Below are 20,579 nucleotides of genomic sequence, written 5' to 3'. Positions count from 1 at the left end.
GTCAGGTCCAGCTTTTGGCGGCGTCGCCGACGCTGCCGGTCAGGTAGCCGGTGAACTCGCCGGCGGACCAGGCGGTGCTGAACAGGCAGAGCCACAGGACCACGCCGGGCCAGACTTTCATCCCCTGCGGACGATCACGCAACGCCCGATGGACCATCGCAGCCGGCAGCAACAGGCAGCCGGCGGCATAGCCGAGGCGGCGACCCAGGAGCCCTTGGGGAAAGCGGCGGCCCGCGAACAGGCGTCCATGCTGGAACCGCGTCCGCAGACGTGCGCCCTGTTCATGCTCGGCGGCGTAGCAGACCGACATGGCGTCGCAGGTCCGCACCGTCTTGCCCGTCTCGCTCAGGCGGCGGAACAGGTCGCCTTCGATGAGCCCGCCCGTCTGGTCGTCCAGCAGCGGCAGGACGTCTGCGCGCGCGACGGCGAATGCCAGACCAGGCAGGCCCGAGGCCGGGTCCTGCTTCATCTCGTTTGGAGAGAAGCGAGCATATTCGCTGAGGCCCAGGGCGCGGCCGCGCGGGGACAGGCGTGGCGAGATGGTGATCGGCCCTGCGACGGCGGCGGTCCCGTCCATGGCGAAGGCGGCGCTCAGGCCTCGACGCCAGTCCGCGCCCGGCACGGCCGTATCCTCGATGAAGGCGACGTAGGGCGTCTGGGCCGCGAGCAAGGCCTTCATTCTCACCATGGGAACCGGGGTCTTGGCGTCGTCGCCCGCGTCCGAAGCGCCGCGACCCACGACGACGATCCGGGCGGCCTGACGCGCCAGCGCCGTCAGGCAGGCCTCAAGCGCGGCCCCGCCGACAAGCGAAACGACCACCACGGTCAGGTCGTCAGGCGAAGGGGCTTCGGGGCGCTCAAACATCGCACACCTCCGCGCCCGCGCGCCGCATGCCGGCCAGAACAGCATCGCCCGCCACGGCGCAGGCCAGGGTTTCGTCCAGCGAGATCGGGCGCCGCCGAGGATCGGACAGGGCGTCGTAGAAGCGTCGCGTCAGCCTTCGCAGGCCGGGATAGGCGAGGTCGCGGCGCAGCACTCGACCCGTCAGGGCGGCGGTCGCGCCGGCCAGCCCCTTGGCCCCGCGCTCAAAGGGCGCGACGACCTTGGCCGTTCGCGAGACGCGTCCGCCCAAAACGATGCTGTGACCGTGAAAGCCGTCGATCTCGATCAGGCCCTGATCGGTGTGGATGCGGGTCTGAAAACAGGTGGGGCGCGCGCTCAGGCTGATGGCGATGGTGGCCGTTGTCGCGCCCAGTTGCCCGATGATGCTGATCTCGCCCGCCTGGGCGCGATGGACGATCCAGTCGACCGCGTCGATGGCCTCTGTGGGCAGCAGCCGTTGCAGGATGGACAGGGGGTGGGGCAGGATTTCAGCGGCGACCGCGTCGGCCCGGCCTTCGAACCGACCGAAGGCTCCTGCCGAACAGAGGGTGAAATCGATCCGACGCGCGCCCCCGGCCGCGGCGATCCGCGCCCTGGCCCGCTCGACGCCGGGCTGAAATGCGTACTGGTGCGTCGGGCATATGTAGAGGCCGCGTGCGTCGGCGGTCTGGATCAGGGCGCGGGCGATGTCGGCGCCCGGCGCCATCGGTTTTTCAATCAAGAGGTGGGCCCCGCGTTTCAGCAGCGACGTCGCCAGGGCGGCGTGGCTCTGGACGGGGGTGCAGACATGGGCGGCGTCGATGCGCATGTCCTGGGGAACCAGCGACAGGTCGATCAGGGCGCTCGCGCCAGGCGCCGACCGCGCAAGGGCCTTGGCCGCCGCTTCGTCCTGGTCCACCACGGCCATGATGCGGGCGCCCGACCGGCGTGCGGCGTCCATATGCCAGCGGCCCATCGGGCCGGCCCCCACGATCACGGCCTGGGGCGCGCCCTCGGGGGCCGCGACGCGCGGCTGCGGCTCAGCGGTTGGCCTCACCCACCAGCTCCCGTCTGACCCGCTGCGGCGTCAGCCGCACGCTGCTCAGGGCCTCCTGCGCGCCCGAGACGCCGGCCTCGGAATACTCGGCGTCCTCGTTGACGCCCCAGACGTCATAGAGACGCTTGCCGGCCAGGATGTTCTGGACCGTCAGCATCGCCGTCATCATGGCGTGGTCCTGATTGTTGTACTTGTGCATCCCGTTGCGCCCGACCAGGTGCAGGGTCGGGTATTCGCGCTCATAGTCCTCGCGCACGGCGTCGACGGCCTGCTGATAGGTGTCGTCATAGACGGGATAGGCGCGAGGCTGGCGGACCACGGTGCCGTCGATGACGTCGGCCGGATCGACCAGGCCGATCTGGCCGATCTCCCGCTTGGCCAGTTCGACCAGGTCGGCGTCGTCGGCGGTCCACAGGCCGTCGCCTTCGAAGCAGAAATACTCCAGCCCGACGCAGGCGAAGCCCTCGGGCGCCATGTGCGGCGACCAGGACAGGAAGTTCTGCACCCGCCCCACCTTGAGGTCGGGATCGTGGATATAGACCCAGTTGTCGGGGAAGGTGGCCGAGGCCCGCGCGATCAGGGCCACGGTGATGAAATCCCTGTAGCGGAGCGTCTGGGCCTGTGCGTCGCTGCGGGGGCGGGGGGATATGGCGGCGGACAGTTCGGTCAACGGGGCCGAGGAGACCACGTGCGCGGCGGTCAGGGTCTGTCGGGCGCCGTCGGCGGCGGTCACGGTGGCGGTCCAGTGCGCCCGGTCCGCATTCCACGACAGGCCGGTCAGGCTGCAGCCCATTCGGACCTCGCCGTCCTGCGCCCGGACCTTGTCGGCGGCGGTCTCCCACATCATGCCTGGCCCCTTGGCGGGGTAGCGGAACGACTCGATCAGGGTCTTGGCTCCGCCGGCGGCCTGCTTCAGGCCCAGCGAGCGATTGACGCCGTCGATGATGGCGGCGCCCAGGTCCAGCCCCTTGATCCGTTGCGCCGCCCAGTCGGCCGAGATCTCGTCGCACGACATGCCCCAGACCTTTTCCGTGTAGGTCTTGAAGAAGATCGAGAACAGGCGCTCGCCGAACTGGTTGCGCATCCACTGGTGGAAGGTCTGCGGGTCGGGAATGGGCTGCAGCCGGGCGCCCAGATAGGACAGCATGCAGGCGCTGCTCTTGAGAACGCCGAGGTTGGTTAGGGCCTCGAAGGCCCGCAGCGGATAGCTGTAGAACTTGCCGTCGTAATAGATGCGCGACAGCCGGGGCCGCTCGATCATGTCGTCGGGCAGGATCTCGTCCCACAGTTCGACGACCTCGCGGCTCTTGGAGAAGAAGCGATGCCCGCCGATGTCGAACAGGAAGTCGCCGTGGCGGACGGTGCGGCTGATGCCGCCGACATAGACGGGGTCACGCTCGACGATCACCACGTCGCGGCCGGCCTTGGTCAGCAGATAGCCGGCCGTCAGGCCCGCCGGGCCGGCGCCGATGATAAGCGTCTCGGTATCCAGTGACACGCGCCGCTCCTCCCATTCGCGGGCCGAGGCTCGCGAAGTCTCCCGAGGGCATAACTCGGAGTTTCAAAAAGCGTTGCCTTGGCTCTTGGAACGGGGCGACAGCGCCGCCTGGGCGCGGGCGGTGGTGCGCTCGGAGCGTTCGTATTCGGGGGCGCATCCGGGCAGGCTGGGGTCGGGGGCTTGCGGCGCTTCGCCCACGGCCGTCGGCGTCATCGTCGCACGATAGAGCCAGACATTGGTGTCCTCGGCGGCCAGGTCGACCTTGGCGTCGAGGCCGCGCGCGCGCCATTCGACGTCGTTTCCCTGGATGTTCCAGGGCTCGCGGCCATAGTCGGTGATCAGGATCCACAGCCGATGCTCGGGCGCGACGACAGGCAGTTCATCGATCACGCAGTTCCAGCGGCCCGACGTCAGCCCGCGCACCCACTGAACCCCCGCCAAGCCGGCGTCGGCCTGATAGGTCAGGAAGGCGGGGGCCGAGGTTCGCGTCACATAGACGACGTCGCCCGGTCGCGCCTCGCGGGCCAGGGTCTTCAGAACCGGTTGCATTTCCTGCATGGCGAAGGGCGGGCTGCGGCTCAGTTCGCCCGCCATCGCCCAGGCGGACGGGCCGACGGCGGCGGCGAACAGGACCGCCCCCGCGGCCAGGCTGCGCATCCTTACCGCGATCTGCGAGAAGCCGATCCCCGCCAGCAGGATGGTGGTCGGTAGCAGGAAGAGGGTCAGCCGCTCGAACAGGGGATAGAGCTTCAGCCCCGATCCGATCACCGCCGCCGCCGCCGGCAGCAGCAACAGGAGCAGCAGCCAGGGCTGGCGCCGAATGCCGTAGATCACGCCCGCCAGGATCAAGGCCGCCACGGCGAACTGCAGCCCGCCGAAGAAGTAGTAGAGCATCTCCTTTGGCGCGGTGACGTACCAGGCTGCGGCCTTGAGCGAGGTCGGGGGCAGGGGGGCGAAGTAGTTGGTCTCGAAGAAGGCGCGCGATACGCCCGACGTGACCGAGGTGCCGGCGGCCTGCGGGGCGGCGAAGACCACATAGACGACGGCGAAGGCGGCCAGCCACACCACGCAGATCCCCGCGGTGGTCGCCGCCGCGCGCCAGTCCTTTGCGACGGCCTTTTTCAGGAAGACCGCCGCTCCGGCCCCGAACAGGACATAGACCGCCGGGAAGGAGAAGAAGGGCGCGACGGCGCCCACGATCAGGAAGGCGCCCCAGGTCCGCCAGCGCGCTGCGGCGGTCGTCAGCAGATGATGGCCGATCGCCAGGATCAGGCAGGCGAACATCACGTCCAGGGCATAGGGCTTGGCGTCCCCGGTGAAGCGAACGAAGACCACCGAACAGACGAACAACGAGACGGCGCAGAGAAAGCCCAGGCCCCGGGTGGTCCGCGCCGCCAGATGGCGGAAGGCCACGAGCGCGGCGATCCCGGCCAACAGCGACAGCAGGCGCAGGTCGTATTCGTAGCGCCCCGTCAGTCCGTCCAGAAGCTTCTCGCCCAGCAGCCAACCCACCGGCGCGACCTGGCCATAGTCCAGCGGTCCCAGCAGTTCCTGGGGCGACAGGTAGCGGATGTTGAGCGCGATGAAGGCCTCGTCCTGGCGCAGCGACCGGGCGCCGAGGACATTGTAGATCTGGGCCAGGGCGCCGACGGCCACGATGATCCAGGACAGCACGGACAACAGGCGGTCCTGCGGCGAGCCCGCCAGCAGGCGCTCCCAGACCGTGTCTCGCCTCGTCGCTTCGCCAGCCTCAGTCATGGGCCACCTCGCTACGTCCGGGCATCCCGCCTGAAGTCCGGCGCGATGCGGTCGACGGAACACAGCTATACGGGAACGTTTTACTTGGGAAGCGCGGGGTGTAGCGTCGCGCTTCATGGGAGGTTCGATGGACGCGATGACGGCTCCTGCGCTGACCGTCGTGATCGCCGTCAAGGGCGGGCAGGCCAATCTGTCCGCGATCCTGGACCGTCTGTCCGGCGCCGACTCTCGCGCGGTCGAGATCCTGTTCTGCACCGCGGGTCCAGCCTCCGAGGCCCTGACGTCGCCCGGCGCGCGATACCGCGTCATCGAGGCGGAGGCGGCCGCGCTTGTTCCCCATCTGTGGCGCGACGGCCTCGTCGCCGCTCGCTCCGACCGCGTGGCCTTGACCACGGCCCAGTTCGTGCCGCCTGAGAACTGGATCGCCGGGCTTCTGGCCGCCGACCTGGATCAATGGGCCGGCGTCGGCGGGCCGATCGAGAATGACGCCGAGGCCAACCCCGTGCGCTGGGCCGTCTATTTCCTGCGCTACTGGAAGTTCGCGCCGCCGCTGCCTTCAGGACCGGTCGAGGAGATCGCCGCCGACAACGCCGTCTATGATCGGCGCGAAGTGATGAAGCATCCCGACCTGCTGGCGCGAGGCTTCTGGGAGCCGTCGTTCCATGCCCGGTTCCGGGCCGACGACCGGGGGCTGGGCCTGGATGCGCGCCTGCTCAGCCTCTATCGCGGCCATGACGGCGTGGGCGCGTTCTCGCGTCAGCGCTTCACCCACGGACGGACCTTCGCCGAGACGCGGGGGCGGGCGGGGTCGCGCGCCAACGCCGCCGTCTATCTGCTGGCGACGCCCCTGCTGCCGCCGCTGCTGATCGGGCGGATCATGAGCCGGGCGCTGCGTCGCCGACGGCTCGCGGTGCGCTTCTTTCAGGCCCTGCCATGGCTGCTGGTCTTCGTGACGGCCTGGAGCGCCGGTGAGGCGGCGGGCTATCTGAAGGCGGCGTTCGGCGCGCGCGACTAGGGCGAATTGGAACCAAACAGCGGTCAAGGTTCTTGGCAATTCGAATGGACATGACCCCGACCCAGGACGAGATCTACACCCCCGGCTACTACGACCGGATCGGGGCGCTGGAGCATACGCACTGGTGGCATCTGGGGGCGCAGAGGGTGGCCAAGACCCTGCTGGCCTCGGTGCGGGCGCCGAGTTTTCCTGCGGTCCTGGATGCGGGCTGCGGCTCTGGCGGGATGATGGCCTGGGCGCAGGCCGAACTGGGCGCAGTCTCGCTGTCGGGCGTGGATGTGTCGCCCGATGCGGTGCGGACCTGCGCCGGTCGCGATCCCGACTGGTCTGTGCAGTTGGGGTCGGTCATGGACATGCCTCTGCCCGATGACCGGTTCGATCTGGTGATCTGCAACGACGTGATCCAGCACCTTCCGACCGACGGCGGCGACCTGACCGCGCTCAAGGAAATCAGGCGGGTGTTGAAACCGGGCGGGCTGCTGATCCTGCGCACCAACTCCCGTCAGGGCATGCGGCAGGACCCGGCCGCTCAGGACCATGACTACAAGCGCTACGTCCGTCAGGAGGTCATCGATTTGATGGATCAGGCGGGTTTCACAGTGCGCCGCGCCACCTATGTCAACGCCATCGGCGGGGCGCATGAAACCGTGCGCCGCCTGCTGCGCCCGCCGCGTCCTCATCATGACGCCCATGACGTGCAGCAGGGCGACCAGCCTGAGCGTCATCTCTATGAAGGCCTAACCATGCGCGATACGGCGAAGGAGAAACCGGCCCTGAATCGGATGCTGCTGGGCCTGTTCGGCGTCGAGGCGGCGATCCTCAAGGGGCAGGGGCGCAGCCTGCCGTTCGGTCATTCCATCGTCGTCGTCGGCGAAGCGCCTCAGTAGGAGCCGCGACCCGAGGTAACGGCGGGCAGGGTCGCCACGATGATTTTCAGGTCCGTCCGCAGCGACTTGTTGCGCGCATAGAGGACATCGCAGGCCACCCGCCGGCGATAGGTCATGTCGTTGCGCCCGCTGACCTGCCACAGGCCCGTGATGCCGGGCCGTACGGCGCAGTAGTACTGGAAGTAGCCGCCGTAACGCTCGATCTCGCCGACCACGATCGGGCGCGGGCCGACGATGCTCATGTCGCCCTGCAGCACGTTCAGAAGCTGCGGCAGTTCATCGAGGCTGGACTTGCGCAGGAACTTGCCCAGCCGGGTCACGCGCGGGTCGCGGTGCAGCTTGTGGTCGCGTTCCCAGGACTCCCGAGCATTGGGGTTGGTCTTCAGCAAGTCCGTCAGCACGGCGTCGGCGTTGCAGATCATGGATCGGAACTTCAGGCAGCCGAAGATCTGCCCGTCCTTGCCGACCCGCGCGTGGCGAAAGATCGGCGCGCCGCCGTCGCTCAGATAGATGACGGCCGCAACGACCAGCAACAGGGGGGCCAGCAGCACCAGCGCAGCCGCCGCGACCATGATGTCCAGCAGTCGAACCCACTGTCCGTCGCTGATCGAGGGCGCGCGCAGGGGCGGGATCGGCCCTAGCGGACGGACACTGACACCTTGGCTCGCAGAAAGACCCAGATCCATGAGAACCCACCCAGCACGCGTCGTTAATGAATTCTTAACGTCGCTTTGCCGGCAAGGTTCAGATTTAGTTAATTATATGATTTTTCTTATTTTTATGCCAAAATTCACGAAGTCAACCGCGAATAAAATGGGGTATATGGCGCAGTCCTCAGGCCCCTCTAGCGGCGCCAGACCTCGCGGCCCTCCTTGTAGGTGGCCTGCACCTTGATCTCAGCCAGCTTGCCGGGGTCGACGGTCATGGGGTCAGCATCCAGCAGGGTCATGTCGGCCAGCTTGCCGACAGTCAGCGAGCCCTTCCTGTCGTCCTCATAGTGCTGCCAGGCCGCCCACAGCGTCATGGCCTTGAGGGCGATGTCGACCGGCACGCATTCGTCGGGGCCGAGGATGTCGCCTGAGCGGGTGCGACGCGTGACCGTGGCCGACAGGACGCTCATGGAGTCGGGATTGGCCACGGGCGCATCGTGGTGGCTGGTGAAGCGCATGCCGCGGCGCACGACCGAGGCGCAGGGCGAGATGAACTCGGCCCGGCGCGGTCCCAGCACCGAGTCCCGGTGGAAGTCGCCCCAGTAGAAGGTGTGCATGGGGAAGAGGGACGGCACGATGCCCAGGGTCTTCAGCTGGTCCAGCTGGTCCATGCGGACGGTCTGGCCGTGGATCAGGACCGGGCGACGGTCCTTGGCTCCGTGCCGCCGGGTGGCGTCGCTGACCGCCCCGATCAGCAGGTCGATGGCGGCGTCGCCGTTGGCGTGGACCTCGATCTGCCAGTCGTTCCTGAAGGCCAGTTCGACGGCGTCCAGGGCCTGTTGCTCGGTCACCGCCGGATAGCCGCGATAGGAGGCAGGCTTCCCCTCGGGCGGGATGTAGTAGGGCTGGGACAGCCAGGCGGTCTTGCCCTGAGGAGAGCCGTCCAGCGTCAGCTTGACCCCGCCGATGCGGAACCTGCCGACATAGGTCTTGCGATAAAGCGGCGTCGCCATGACGTCGGTCGAGGTCAGGATGTCGGGGAAGGACAGGATGTCGATCGGCAGCTCGCCGCGCTCGGCCATCTGGGCCATCAACTGGCAAGAGCCGGTCGAGGAGCGCCCGTCCTGGGCCGTGGTGTAGCCGAAGCTGGAATAGAAGCGCGCGCCCTCGCGGATCATCTCCATATTGGCCTGAACATCGAGGCGCGTGAACAGGGCGCCCATGACGGTGAAGAGGGCGGTCTCCTCCATGACGCCGTTGGGTTCCTGCGCGCCGTCTTCGCGACGGAAGGCGCCGCCGTCGGGGTTGGGCGTCGAGGCGCTGACCCCCGCCGCCTTCAGGGCCGCGCTGTTGGCGGCGCCCAGGTGACCGGACTGATGCAGGAAGAGGATGGGCACGATGTCGGAGATGGCGTCCAGCTCGCTTCGCGTCGGATGGCGGCGCTCCTTCAACTGGGAGTCGTCATAGCCGAATCCGATGACCAGCTGGGTGTCGCGGACCAGCTGTTCGTGGGCGTTCATCCAGTCGCGGGTGATGCGTTGCAGAGCCGGGATGTCGTCGCCCTGACCGTCGGGCGCGGGCAGCAGGTTGGCGTAGCGCGCCTGCAACCCCACCATGGAGACGTGGCCGTGCGGGTCAAAGAAGCCCGGCAGCAGGGTGCGCCCGTCCAGATTGACCACCTGGGCGCCTCGGCCCGCCGCCGCCCGCGCCGCATCCAGCGAGCCGACGGCGACGATGACGCCGTTGCGGACCGCCACGGCCTCGGCCGTCGGCATGGCGTCGTCGATGGTCAGGATCGGACCGCCGGTGAAGATCATGGCGGATGAGGCGCGTGACTGGGCCATGGCGGAGGGTCCTCCGATCAGGGTCGCGCCGGCCAGGGCGCCCGCGCCGGACAAAAGTCTGCGGCGGTCTGTCGGCGGTGCGAGCAGAGTAATGGGCGACCCGCTTGATCGAGCAGGTCGGTGCTCTTGTGCAGAATGAGAGGCCCGGGCACCCGGGCGAGCGCTGGAAGCGCCGCTCCCGGAACGAGGATGCAGCCGATCAGGTCAGCCCGGAGAACCCCTCGACGCATCGATCGCTCCTCTTCGCCGCAAGCACGCTACAGCGAAAGCAGCCGGCTCGATAGGGCGCCCCTGATGCGGAAGGCCCTGTGTTCATGCTCGGGATGAGAGAAGATGGTGGACGCGACAGGGATTGAACCTGTGACCCCCTCGGTGTGAATCCTATTCTAGCGGTTTCAGGCCTTTTCAGTTGGTTTCAGTTTCTGAAGCAATATGCTGTTTTTTAAACACTTATTGATGATGAAACGTTTCAGGTGTTTTCAGGCAGTTTCGTATTGGGCGCCCCCCTAACGCCCCCCTTGGTGTATTATAAGGAGGTCAGAAGTGATTTGAGGGACAAATGCCTCAGGATCCCGTGCGTACAGATCGTCAGATCGCCGCCCTGAAGTCGCGCGATGCACGGTATGAAATGGCCGTCGCGGACAGCCGCGGCCTGTACGTCCGCGTATGGCCTACGGGGGCAAAGAGTTTTGAACTTCGGTACACTGCCGAGAACGGCAAACGGCGTCGTCATGTGCTGGGCGCCTATCCGGATATCACCCTTGCGGAAGCTCGTCGTCTGGCCGCTGCAGCCCGGGTTGCTGTAGCAGGCGGGACAGATCCGGCCGCTGACCGCAGTACGCGTCGCGAGGAAGCCAGGACGGGAGAGACGCTCGAGGATCTTGCTGAGGCCTATTGGAGGGCGGCCAGCAAGGGACTGCACGGCGGGCGGCGACGTCCCAAGCAGGCGAGGACCCTCGAGTCCGAACGTTCGCTTTTCCGCCGCTACATAAGGCCGGTTCTCGGCGACATGAAATTCGCCGCCGTCAGGAGGACGGATATCCGCATCTTCATGCGGGACCTCGCGGCGGAAAGCGGGCTGGCCCCGGCCAGTCTCGCCTCGGTCGGTGGCGTCCTGATGAGCGTGCTGGGCTTTGCGGTCTACGAGGATCGCCTTGAAGCCAATCCGGCCTACGGACTGACCAGGCCCCTTGCGCTCACGCCCCGCGAGCGGATGTTCGATGATGAGGCGCTGCGGGTTCTGTGGAACGAGGCCTCGCTAGCGTCATCGCCCCGCGCGCCCGGCGAGAAGACGGCCGGCACGCATGCGCGTCTCGATGCGCCCACGGGCCTGGCGATCCAGTTCCTTATGACGACTCTGACGCGCCGGTCTGAAGTCGCCGAGGCGCTTTGGAGCGAGATCGATATGGCCAGCGCCGTCTGGACCATCCCTTCGCATCGCACCAAGGCTCGACATGTGCATGTCGTTCCCCTTCCAGACGAAGCCCTGGCCGTGTTGCAGCGAGCGCGTTCTCTGTATCCGAAGAGCGCTTGGGTCTTCCCGGCGCCGCGCAACAGGACTGGTCCTGTAGATCCCCGCGCTTTGACCAGGGCGGTCGTCCGCACCTGCAAGCGTCGCAACCTGCCCGCTGGTTCGCCACACGACGTGCGCCGGTCAGGCGCCACGACCCTTACCGGCAGGTATGGGGTAGGGCGTTTCATCGTCGGTCATCTTCTGGGGCACACCGTGCGGGACGGCGCCGCCGTCACGGCGGTCTATGATCGTTACAGTTACATGGCGGAGAAGCGGGCTGCACTTCAGACCTGGGCCAGCCATCTCGCCAATCTGAAACCCTCCGCAGAGGCCGGTGGAGCGTGCAAGCCAAGCCGGGGTTAGAGCCCGCCCCTGCCGTCCATTCCCTCAGGACGGAGACGATCGTTCCTAGCTAGGCGGCCGGACCTTGGACGGAGCTGTGCTTCTCGATCAGGGGAATGAAGAGGCGTCCGTTGCCGACCGCGGGCTCCAGCACGGGTCCGCTGTCGCACTCCAGCAGCCGCGCCCGATAGAAAGCCTGATCTCCGAACGAATGCCCCACCGGCTTGTCCAGGTCGTAGACCCAGGAGGCGAGTTTTCCGTAGCGATTCTGCATATTCAGGCTCCTGCGATCTGTCGTGGCGCGCGACCTGTAACGGGGTCAAGGGGCGCGATGTACGCGGCAGGCCGCAGGCGCTTGATCCGTGCCATCGCTATTGAGCGGAAGAGCCTGGTGATGATCGCCCCGAAACGGGCCCCTCCCATGAAAACCTTGTTCCCCCGGCAGACCGGCATCGAGCGCACATGTCTGACGTCAACACCCATGACGCGGCGGATGTCCCCTTGCTTCCGATTGCCGGACCTGATGCCGTTCCGACCTATCGGTACACGATATTGTTTTCATGGTGTCGTGGAACATTGCGCTCATCCAAGGTCTCATTCGGACCGTATCCAGCGCCCGCCGCGGACCTGCTCCAGCGCGGATGCAAGATTGCAGTTTCCGAGTTTGTTGATGAACCATGCGTCCCGCCTGACCGAACTTCGCCGCCTCCAGCTCAATGCGGAACAGATGGCGAGGCTGTCGCCCTTCAAGGCCGACCGCGAGAAGTTCGGGCGGATCGCGGAGCGTTACAGGCAGGAGGCCGAGGCTCTTAAGGGAAGAGGCGGGGCGCCCGCGCCTTCCCGCAACAGATGAACGGCGGCTGCGGCGTCTCCACCGCCCTCGGCATCGCCGTCGGCGTTCAGGGATGCGTCTGAGTCAGGGAACGGGGTCAGGGAGAGGGCGCGGTGCTTTGATGCGGTCACGTCTCGATCATGGTCGTGACCTTCGACGCCAGGTCCGTCATCGCGAACGGCTTGGTCATGACCTCCATGCCCGGTTCCAGCAGTCCATTGCCCACGGCGGCGTTCTCCGCATAGCCCGTGATGAAGAGGACCTTGAGGTCCGGACGCCTCATGCGGGCGGCGTCGGCCACCTGGCGCCCGTTCAGCCCCCCAGGCAGACCGACATCAGTGATGAGGAGGTCGATACGGTGCTCGCCTTCCAGAATGCGCAAGCCTGAAGGCCCGTCACCAGCTTCCAGCGTGGCGTAGCCATGCTCACGCAGTACTTCTGCGACAAGATTGCGCACAGAGGCCTCGTCGTCGATGACCAGAATGGTTTCACCATGACCTGAAGCTGGATGCGCGCTCGCAACCGCCAGTTCCGCTTCGGCGGGGACGCCGTGATAGCGCGGCAGGTAGAGGCACATGGTGGTGCCCATTCCGGGTTCGGAATAGACTCGGATCTGACCGCCGGACTGCCTGACGAAGCCGTGGATCATGGATAGACCCAGCCCGGTGCCCTGTCCGATCGGCTTGGTGGTGAAAAAGGGTTCGAAGATCCTCTCGATGATCTCGGCGGACATTCCTGAGCCGGTATCGGTGACGCAGATGGAAATATATTGACCAGGAGGCAGGTCGCGCTCGCGGGCGTGGCGATCGTCGAGCCACTTGTTCGCGGTTTCTATCGTCAGACGGCCGCCTCCTGGCGCCATGGCGTCGCGAGCATTGATGCACAGATTGAGCAAGGCGTTCTCAAGCTGCGATGGATCAATTTCACTCAGCCACAGTCCGCCGGCGCCGACGACTTCAAGGTCGATATCAGGGCCGACCGTACGGCGGATCAGATCCTCCATACCGCCGATCAGGCGGTTGGCATCCGTAGGGCGAGGGTCAAGGGTCTGGCGACGAGAAAAGGCCAGAAGGCGCTGGGTGAGGGTGGCTGCCCGCTGCGCAGCGCCCTGCGCCGCTTCAACATAGCGCCCGATTTCGGCGCCGCGACCCTGCGCCATCCGTTTGGAGATCAACTCCAGGCTGCCGGAAATCCCTGCGAGGAGATTGTTGAAGTCGTGGGCTATGCCGCCGGTCAGTTGGCCGACCGCCTCCATCTTCTGGCTCTGACGCAAGGCGGCATGAGCGGACTGCAGTTCTGCGGTCCGCTCCTCGACACGGGCTTCAAGCGAGGCGTTGAGATCCGCCAGAGCGCGTTCGGCCCGTTTCCTCGCCGTCAGGTCCTGGAAGAGAACGGCCACCTGCCGACCTCCGGTTGGTCCGACCTTGAAGGCGGCCAGCTCCAGCCACCGGCCTGTGGCTTCCAGTTCCTTTTCAAAGCGGATCGGCCGGCCTGTTTCGAGGACGTCCCGATAAAGCGGAACCCAGCTGCCGGCCTCGGCCGGAACCATGTCGCGAACCCGGCGGCCGACCACGTCGTCAATCCCGGCATGTTCGGCATAGGCGGCGTTGGCTTCGACATGGACATAGTCGCTGAGCGGCCCGTCAGGCCCGTCGATGAATTCGATAACGCAGAAGCCCTCGTCCATCGTGTCGAACAGGGTCTGGTAGCGTTGCTGGCTTTCGGAGCGCTCGGCCTCGGCGCGAAGCCGTTCCACGACGTTGCGGGTTCGCGCCGCCACATCCTGAAGGAAATCCAGGTCGATCTGGCTCCATGCGCGGGAACCGGCGTCCGTGACGAACAGCATGGCGACCAACTGGTCGCGCTCCAGCAGGGGCACGGCGGCGAAGGCGCGTATGCCCGTCGCCGTCAGGCCGGCGGCCTTTCCGCGCATGAGGGCGTCCTGGGCGACGTCGGCCACAGCGACGGCGCGCCCCTCGGCCAGGATCTTGAAAATCTCGGGATGGTCTCGCGGCGACCAGGCCTGCTTCGGCGCCTTGCCGCCCTTGTCGAGCGAGACGTAGGCCGCCGCCAGGTCCAGGGTTTCGCCGACGATGCGCGCGGCGGCGGCCGAGATCAGTCCGGGGTCGTCCAGGGCTGTGAGCTCGTCATGCAGGCGGAGCAGGGCGGCTTGCCGGATTTCGACCTGCTTGCGCTCGCTGATGTCGAAGCTGACGCCGGGAAGACGGCGGAGTCGCCCCTCGGCGTCCAGCACGCACCGGCCCTCGGCGACGACCCACACCGTTCCTCCGTCCGGCTGGACCAGACGGTATTCCGCGCTGAAAGCGGAGCGCATCTCAACGGCGCGCTCGATCGTCGCCCGGACCTCCGGGAGGTCCTGAGGATGGATGGCGCTGAAGAAGACCTCAAGCGGCGCGCCCTCGCGGGCGACAACAGGATCTACGCCGTAGAGCCGGGCGAAGCGTTCATCGGCGCGCACGATATCCGTGGCGACGTCCCAGTCCCAGGCGCCGACGCCGCGACCGGCCGACAGCGCCATCTCGAGCCGTTCGACCGCCTCGGCCTTGTGAGCGGCGAGGCGGATTTGCTCGGTGATTTCGGAGACGAAAACCATGACGCCGGCGGGCTGGCCGGATTCGTCGGGAACCGGGGCGTAGTGAAGATCAAGCCAGGCCGATTCAGGGCCGTAGCCTCGATCCAGCACCAGTTCCTGTTGTTCAAGCGACCAGGACTGTCCGGCGAGCCCGCGACGAATATTGGCGTCGTTGAAATCGGCGATTTCAGGCCAGCCCTCACGCGCCCCCATGCCGAGCAGTTCGGGGTGGCGGGCGCCGGCGAAACGCGCATACCCGTCATTGTAGAGCAAAACGCCGGACGGCCCCCAGAGCAGAACCATAGGATTTGGCGCGGCGATCATCATGCCGACGACTGTCGTCAGACCTTGCGGCCAGGCTGACCGGGGACCGAGCGGCGTCCTTGACCAGTCGTGGTCTCTGATGAGCCGGGCCATTTCGCCCGGACCGTTCAGGAAGTTCCTGTCTGCGGCCGTCTGAATCACAAATCCCCCTGATCGCCATGCGATCGGCCGCTTTTTTAAGTCGTTTCGCCGATGAGGCTGTCGAAGGCTCTGGCCACATTCTCCAGCGTGTAGGGCTTTTGAACGATCGGACGCCCCCTGTGTTCGATCGGCGGGTTGGCCTGTTCGCCGTAGCCGGTCGCGAAGATGAACGGAACGCCGACTTCCGCCAGCCTGTCCGCGATCGGATAGCTGTGACGATCTCCGAGATTGATATCCAGCATGGCGACCGTGGGACGGGCCGTCTCGATGAATTCGAGCGCCCCTTCCACCGTGGCGGCAGTGGTCACGGAAGCCGCTCCCAGCCTATGGGCGATGTCCTCGGCGTCCAGCGCGATGATGAGGCTGTCCTCGACCAGCAGAATGTCGTGGTTGGCCAGCACCGCGTCCGGCAGGGCCTGGGGGTGGCCTGGGGCGGGCCGCGGGTATCTGATCGTCTTGCCGCCGTCCGTGGGCCGCGGTTCCGACAGATGTCGCGCCGGGATGCGGAAGACGGCGTGCACGCCGCCGGGCTCATAGGCGACGTCGGCCGATCCGCCGAGATCATAGGGGACCGAGCGGCTGATGATGGTGGTGCCGAAGCCCTGCCGCGTCGGCGGGGTCACCGGCGGTCCGCCGATCTCACGCCACTCCATGACCAGGTCACCGGCCGCATTGCGGCTCCAGCCGATCACCACCCGCCCGTCCTGGGTCGAAAGACTCCCGTATTTGTTGGAGTTTGTGACCAGCTCATGCAGCACCAGCGCCATGGTGGAGTAGGCGTTGGGATTCAGGAGAACGGGCTCGCCCTGAAGCGTGATGCGTCCCCGCTCATCGACGAAGGCGGCCGCTTCCGCGTCGATCAGGGCCTGCAGGGGCGCGGGTCCCCAGTGGTCGTCGGTGATCTGGTTGTGGGCGCGCGCCAGGGCGTGGATGCGCCCGTCCACGACCTTGACGAAGTCGGCGATGCTGGCGCTGGTGGGTTCCGACTGGCGGATCAGGCCCCGTATCAGACCCAGGATGTTGCGCACCCGGTGATTGAGCTCCGCAATCAGAAGCTCCTGACGCGCGCTCGATTGCTGGCGCTCGGCGGAGGCTTCATCGGCGAGACGCAGGACGACCTCTATCAGGGTCGCCCGCAGGGTCTCCGCTACCCGGATTTCTGACGCCGTGAACGGTTGGGAGCGTCCCTCGACCAGCTCTTTCCATTCCGCAAAGCTCTCGCGCGGCGTCAGGCGAGGGCCGTTCGGACCAAAACTCACCGGCTTGTGCGGGTCGCCGCCCCAGCGCACGGAATGAACCAGTTCTCGACGAAACAGGATGACGTAATCGCGCGGAGAGCGAGAGATCGGAATGGCCAGAAGACCGGCCGCGCCCGAGGCGAAGGCGGCCGCTTCAGGGACCAGCGAGCCGATGTGATCGGTCGCGAACACGCGACCGGCGGCCGTGCCGTTCAGTGCGCGCACGATGCGACGGAAATCCTCCAGAGGGGGCGTCTCGCCGGAAAAGGCGTGATTGCCGCCAAGCCATACGCCGACACCGTCGGCCGGTATGGCGTGGGTGAGGATGTCTGCGAGCCAGTCAGGGTCCTTGAGCAGGGTTTCGTCCGACGCCACGGCCCCCAACAGCTGATCGGAAATATCCCGAGCGCGACGTTCGTACTCGACGGTCTCCTTACGCTCGCGACTTTCCAGGCGCATGGAGAACATCTGGGCGAACAGCTCGCTGACCGACCGCCGCTCAAAGGTGGGGCGTCGCGCGGCGTAGTGATGGCAGGCGAACAGACCCCAGAGCTTGCCGTCGACGATGATGGAAATCGACAGCGAGGCGCCGACGCCCATGTTCTTGAGATACTCGATGTGGATCGGTGAAACCGATCGCAGCGTCGAAAGGGAAAGATCCAGGGGGTGGCCGGCCTCGTTGCGCGAAGGAATGACGGGCACCGGCACGGCGTTGACGTCCGTGATCAGTCTCAGGAGATTGCGTCGGTAAAGTTCCCGCGCCTGGGCTGGGATGTCGGTCGCCGGATAGCGAAGCCCCATGAACCGGCCGATGCCCGAGCGCGCCGCCTCGGCCACGACCTCGCCGGACCCGTCCTCGGCGAACCGATAGACCATGACTCGGTCATAGCCGAGCAGGGCGCGAACCTGGCGGGCGCCTTCTCTGTAGAATGCGGGAAAATCCGGCGCCTGATCCAGTCGCGACATCATGGATCGGACAGCGCCGCTGGCGTCGCCGTGTTCGCCGGACGCCGGCTCGGCTTCAATGACGATCTCTCCGGCGGAGACATGAACGGCGACGTCGAAAGCCGGACCGCCGTTTACCAGCACGCAGCTGAACAGACGTTCGACGGCGTCACGTCCGCCCAGCATGGCGACGCGGTTGCGCAGATCGTGAACCGCCGTAGGGGTGAACAGGTCCTGGACCAGGGCGCCGATGACGTCCTCCGGCGACTGATGGAGGAACTCCTCGATGTTTGCGGAGGCGCGCGCCACCTGCCAGTCGGCGGTCAGAGCGAGCAGAAAACCGATCGGCTGGATGGCTCCAGGGATGTGAATAGGTTCACGATCGCAATTGGTCAGATCGACCGAGGCGGCGGGGGTCGTCACTATCGGTCGGCTCCGGGGTAGGCGCGTGCGGCGTTTTCGAACACCGCGAACACTGAACAGGCGGCGCTTGCGGCCCTCTCGAAGCGGTCTGGCGAACTTAGCCGTTCATCAAGAACAGAGGCTAATGCGCGCCAGGCGGCCGGGTTCCCGCACGAGAGGAAAGATCTCGGGAAATCGTCAGGAACCGAGCGGATCAGAACGGCGGCGCCAAGCCGAGAGCCTTCAAGGACATAGATGGCGCCCAATACCTCCGCCTCTCCACGAAAAGGCGTGACCGAGGCGGGTTCGGGCAAGGCCAGACCCATCAGGCTCAGATCGGATCGCAGCGCCGCTGTGCGACGTCTTTCGGGCCAGTCCGGCAGATAAGCTCCCGCTTCGGCGCCATCCAGAGCGCCCTCGACGCCCATGAAGGCGCTCGTCTGGGCCTGGAGAAAGGCGGCGTAGTCGGCGTGACGAGTCAGATCATAGCCAGACATAAGGGCGTCCAGGCGCTCATGAGCGACGGAGGTGGCCGCCTTTAGCCTGAAGCGCGCGCTAATCGCGGCGGCCGGTCCAGAGAGATGGGGCAGGACAGGTTCCTTGGCTTGGGCGAGGGTACGCACGCGGACGCCTATTGCTTATGCGTCTGGAGCTTTGTCAAACACATGACCGCAGCCTGGCCGTAACGCATTGACCTAGGTTAGGATCGGCCATGCGTAGATCGATGGATCAAAGCGCACGGGCGCGGAAATCGGACGCGGTTGAAACAACCTGAAATGCCGATTTGAGGGTGGCTTGCGCGGCCCCTAACGTCCGCCTTGACGCAGTGCGAAGGGGCAAAGGCAGGTCATGAAGCGAGCGAGAACATAGCTGCTGAGTGGGAGGCCGCCCCCGCCCAAGACCTAACTGTCAAACCTCGAATACGCGGTATGGGCGTTCACCCAAGGTTCGCAGAACAGGCAGGGCGACATTGTAGACGGGGACGCCTCGTGCCGTGCGGCCTTCAGGCGCGCCGCGATGAGCATGCCCGTGGACCACAAGTTTGACGTTCTCGTAGCGATCCACGACCTCCCCCAGGCGAGAGGAGCCGAGGAAGGGGTGAATCTCCGCCGGCTCGCCGATCACCGTGTCTACAATAGGCGCGTAGTGCAGCAGCACCACGCTGCGTTCAGTGCGAAGGGTGCGGATGGAATTCTCGATCAGGTTGGCGTCCTCGACCGCCTCCTGGACGAATTGCTTGATCGAAGCCTCTCCGAACGAACTGAGCATGTAACGACCGAAGCCACCGACAAAGCCCTTGCCGCCGGCGAAACCGACGCCCCCGATCTCATAGGACTCTCCGGTCAGCATTCGGACGCCCGCCTCGGACATCAGTCGGGCGACCTCGTCGGGCTGGCCGCATTCATGCTCATGATTGCCCAGCACCCCGACCATGGGGATGCGGCAGGCCCGCAGGTCTTCCAGCAGGTTGTCGACCTCGCCAGTCTTGCCGAAGTTGACCAGATCGCCGCAAAGACAGAGGACGTCGGCGTCTTCGTGCACGCGGTCGAAAAGGTCGCGATAGACTCGGTGCGAAGTCTCGCCCACGTGCAGGTCCCCAACGGCGGCGATACGCAGCTTCCTTCCTGGTCCAGCCTCCATGCCAGGTTGAGGCGTCTGGATTTCAGGCGACGGGGTCATGGCGTTCCTCCAGGCCCTTGCCGACAACATCGCCGAAGCCCCATTCGCTGATGTCGGCGATATAGTCGCGAGGGCTGAACAGACGGCCGCGGCAGACCCTGACGCGCGGCGCCGGCAGATCGACCTGGGCCTGAAGCCGTTCCAGGAGCTCGGTCATCAGCCATGCCGGCACACGGCCGCGCTCTGTGGGATAGGCGAAGCGGAAGTTCAGGAGGTGAGCCATGAGGACCTCCCAATAGAGGTCCATCTGATCCAGCATGGACTTCCAGTCTATGGCGTCGGACTGCTTGAGGATGACGTGGTTCACGTCCGCCCCGTCGTAGCGATACCGATCCTGGATGAAGACCTTGGACAGGATCAGGGCTGTCGGCGACGTGATCATGACCTCATGGCCGTAGACCGTGATCCGGTCCTCGCCAAACCAGCTGTCCGACACCGCGATGGTGCCGTTCGACATGGCGAAGATGACGTCGAAGAAATGCTTGTCGTCCTTCCAGACCTTGGCGATCCAGCGCTCGTCCTCGACATCCGTCCGGTAACCGCGGGCCTGGAAGTAGGCGAGAATGCGAGGGTAATCCCCGGGCTTGCAGAAGACGTCCAGGTCCTTGGTGGGACGGCGGATGCCGGTGTAGGCCGTCACCGCATAGGTGCCGGAGAGCAGGAAGGGCACGCCGGATTCCTTCAGAAGCCGAAGGCTCTCCTCGTAGAAGGCCATGGCCTCGGGCGGAGGTTCAAATGCGGGCTCGGCGACGGTGGCAGACATGCAGCGGGGTTCCTGAACAAGGTCAGGGAAACGGAGCCGCCAAGCCGAGGGTTCCGCGTCAGAAACGTCGGCGGAAGGGCCAGGCCCATGAATATGCCGCAGAAGCCGTAAGGCTCGAGCCATGAGCACAACAGGCCGCCGGTTGAATGAGATGGCCTGTAACCATTCGGCTATGCCGTTGAACCTTCTCGCGGCCAAGCAGTTAGCCAAAGCCAGGCTTTAGGGAGAGGGCGAC

At 66.1% G+C, this 20,579-nt stretch carries 15 protein-coding genes; 3 read left to right on the top strand and 12 right to left on the bottom strand.

Features of this window, described 5'->3' with window-relative positions:
• Window position 1: 1 nt before the first annotated feature.
• The 4 genes from ACFYLW_RS07540 to ACFYLW_RS07525 all read right to left on the bottom strand — a co-directional run bounded on the left by ACFYLW_RS07540 (window position 2) and on the right by ACFYLW_RS07525 (window position 5,175).
• The gene (locus ACFYLW_RS07540; protein ID WP_312062869.1) at window positions 2-865 is read right to left on the bottom strand and encodes a hypothetical protein; all 864 of its coding nucleotides are present in this window, start codon (window positions 863-865) and stop codon (window positions 2-4) included.
• Window positions 858-1,919, bottom strand: a complete 1,062-nt coding sequence (locus ACFYLW_RS07535; RefSeq protein WP_312062870.1) for a Gfo/Idh/MocA family oxidoreductase — start codon at window positions 1,917-1,919, stop codon at window positions 858-860. Before ACFYLW_RS07535 ends, ACFYLW_RS07540 begins: the two co-directional genes overlap by 8 nt.
• Window positions 1,903-3,417, bottom strand: coding sequence for an NAD(P)/FAD-dependent oxidoreductase (locus ACFYLW_RS07530; protein ID WP_312062871.1), 1,515 nt, complete (start codon window positions 3,415-3,417; stop codon window positions 1,903-1,905). Before ACFYLW_RS07530 ends, ACFYLW_RS07535 begins: the two co-directional genes overlap by 17 nt.
• A gap of 63 nt (window positions 3,418-3,480) precedes the next feature.
• Window positions 3,481-5,175: a hypothetical protein gene (locus tag ACFYLW_RS07525; protein ID WP_312062872.1), complete on the bottom strand. Its 1,695-nt coding sequence runs from the start codon at window positions 5,173-5,175 to the stop codon at window positions 3,481-3,483.
• 127 nt (window positions 5,176-5,302) lie between these two features.
• On the opposite strand from ACFYLW_RS07525, the gene ACFYLW_RS07520 reads away from it, so the two are divergent.
• On the top strand, window positions 5,303-6,190 hold the full coding sequence (locus tag ACFYLW_RS07520; RefSeq protein WP_312062873.1) for a hypothetical protein: 888 nt from the start codon (window positions 5,303-5,305) through the stop codon (window positions 6,188-6,190).
• 50 nt (window positions 6,191-6,240) lie between these two features.
• Entirely contained in the window at window positions 6,241-7,077 is an 837-nt protein-coding gene (locus ACFYLW_RS07515) for a methyltransferase domain-containing protein (protein ID WP_390182942.1), read from the top strand.
• Here the strand turns inward: ACFYLW_RS07515 and ACFYLW_RS07510 are convergent.
• On the bottom strand, window positions 7,071-7,763 hold the full coding sequence (locus ACFYLW_RS07510) for a sugar transferase (RefSeq protein ID WP_312062876.1): 693 nt from the start codon (window positions 7,761-7,763) through the stop codon (window positions 7,071-7,073). The two genes, ACFYLW_RS07515 and ACFYLW_RS07510, sit on opposite strands and share 7 nt — an antisense overlap.
• Window positions 7,764-7,921: 158 nt before the next feature.
• Window positions 7,922-9,571 carry an amidohydrolase gene (locus ACFYLW_RS07505; protein WP_390182941.1) on the bottom strand — a complete coding sequence of 550 codons (1,650 nt, stop codon included), beginning with the start codon at window positions 9,569-9,571 and terminating at the stop codon, window positions 7,922-7,924.
• 559 nt (window positions 9,572-10,130) lie between these two features.
• Between ACFYLW_RS07505 and ACFYLW_RS07500 the strand changes: the two genes are divergently transcribed.
• Window positions 10,131-11,447 carry an integrase arm-type DNA-binding domain-containing protein gene (locus tag ACFYLW_RS07500; protein ID WP_312062880.1) on the top strand — a complete coding sequence of 439 codons (1,317 nt, stop codon included), beginning with the start codon at window positions 10,131-10,133 and terminating at the stop codon, window positions 11,445-11,447.
• A gap of 49 nt (window positions 11,448-11,496) precedes the next feature.
• Here the strand turns inward: ACFYLW_RS07500 and ACFYLW_RS07495 are convergent, their stop codons facing one another.
• The 6 genes from ACFYLW_RS07495 to ACFYLW_RS07470 all read right to left on the bottom strand — a co-directional run bounded on the left by ACFYLW_RS07495 (window position 11,497) and on the right by ACFYLW_RS07470 (window position 20,344).
• Complete coding sequence (locus ACFYLW_RS07495; protein ID WP_312062881.1) at window positions 11,497-11,700, bottom strand: hypothetical protein; 204 nt, start codon at window positions 11,698-11,700, stop codon at window positions 11,497-11,499.
• 685 nt (window positions 11,701-12,385) lie between these two features.
• Window positions 12,386-15,154 (bottom strand): PAS domain-containing protein, encoded by a 2,769-nt coding sequence (locus tag ACFYLW_RS07490; RefSeq protein ID WP_312062882.1) that lies wholly within the window; start codon window positions 15,152-15,154, stop codon window positions 12,386-12,388.
• Between the two features lie 197 nt (window positions 15,155-15,351).
• The gene (locus ACFYLW_RS07485) at window positions 15,352-17,922 is read right to left on the bottom strand and encodes an HWE histidine kinase domain-containing protein (RefSeq protein WP_312062883.1); all 2,571 of its coding nucleotides are present in this window, start codon (window positions 17,920-17,922) and stop codon (window positions 15,352-15,354) included.
• Window positions 17,922-18,398, bottom strand: coding sequence for a biliverdin-producing heme oxygenase (locus tag ACFYLW_RS07480; protein ID WP_313471981.1), 477 nt, complete (start codon window positions 18,396-18,398; stop codon window positions 17,922-17,924). Before ACFYLW_RS07480 ends, ACFYLW_RS07485 begins: the two co-directional genes overlap by 1 nt.
• A gap of 412 nt (window positions 18,399-18,810) precedes the next feature.
• A complete protein-coding gene (locus ACFYLW_RS07475; RefSeq protein ID WP_312062885.1) occupies window positions 18,811-19,581 on the bottom strand; it encodes a metallophosphoesterase in 771 nt (256 codons plus the stop codon).
• Entirely contained in the window at window positions 19,565-20,344 is a 780-nt protein-coding gene (locus tag ACFYLW_RS07470) for a hypothetical protein (RefSeq protein ID WP_312062887.1), read from the bottom strand. The genes ACFYLW_RS07475 and ACFYLW_RS07470 overlap by 17 nt, the downstream gene beginning before the upstream one ends.
• Window positions 20,345-20,579 lie beyond the last annotated feature (235 nt).

The organism is Brevundimonas sp. NPDC007368, from assembly GCF_042869015.1.
Classification (GTDB): domain Bacteria; phylum Pseudomonadota; class Alphaproteobacteria; order Caulobacterales; family Caulobacteraceae; genus Brevundimonas.
This window is presented reverse-complemented; position numbering and strand designations above follow the sequence as displayed.

Bases quoted from the DNA above. Each gene is read 5' to 3' on its own strand.
- ACFYLW_RS07540 (WP_312062869.1), bottom strand. From the start codon at position 865: ATGTTTGAGCGCCCCGAAGCCCCTTCGCCTGACGACCTGACCGTGGTG.
- ACFYLW_RS07525 (WP_312062872.1), bottom strand. From the start codon at position 5,175: ATGACTGAGGCTGGCGAAGCGACGAGGCGAGACACGGTCTGGGAGCGC.
- ACFYLW_RS07520 (WP_312062873.1), top strand. From the start codon at position 5,303: ATGGACGCGATGACGGCTCCTGCGCTGACCGTCGTGATCGCCGTCAAG.
- ACFYLW_RS07515 (WP_390182942.1), top strand. From the start codon at position 6,241: ATGACCCCGACCCAGGACGAGATCTACACCCCCGGCTACTACGACCGG.
- ACFYLW_RS07510 (WP_312062876.1), bottom strand. From the start codon at position 7,763: ATGGATCTGGGTCTTTCTGCGAGCCAAGGTGTCAGTGTCCGTCCGCTA.
- ACFYLW_RS07505 (WP_390182941.1), bottom strand. From the start codon at position 9,571: ATGGCCCAGTCACGCGCCTCATCCGCCATGATCTTCACCGGCGGTCCG.
- ACFYLW_RS07500 (WP_312062880.1), top strand. From the start codon at position 10,131: ATGCCTCAGGATCCCGTGCGTACAGATCGTCAGATCGCCGCCCTGAAG.
- ACFYLW_RS07495 (WP_312062881.1), bottom strand. From the start codon at position 11,700: ATGCAGAATCGCTACGGAAAACTCGCCTCCTGGGTCTACGACCTGGAC.
- ACFYLW_RS07490 (WP_312062882.1), bottom strand. From the start codon at position 15,154: ATGGTTCTGCTCTGGGGGCCGTCCGGCGTTTTGCTCTACAATGACGGG.
- ACFYLW_RS07480 (WP_313471981.1), bottom strand. From the start codon at position 18,398: ATGTCTGGCTATGATCTGACTCGTCACGCCGACTACGCCGCCTTTCTC.
- ACFYLW_RS07475 (WP_312062885.1), bottom strand. From the start codon at position 19,581: ATGACCCCGTCGCCTGAAATCCAGACGCCTCAACCTGGCATGGAGGCT.
- ACFYLW_RS07470 (WP_312062887.1), bottom strand. From the start codon at position 20,344: ATGTCTGCCACCGTCGCCGAGCCCGCATTTGAACCTCCGCCCGAGGCC.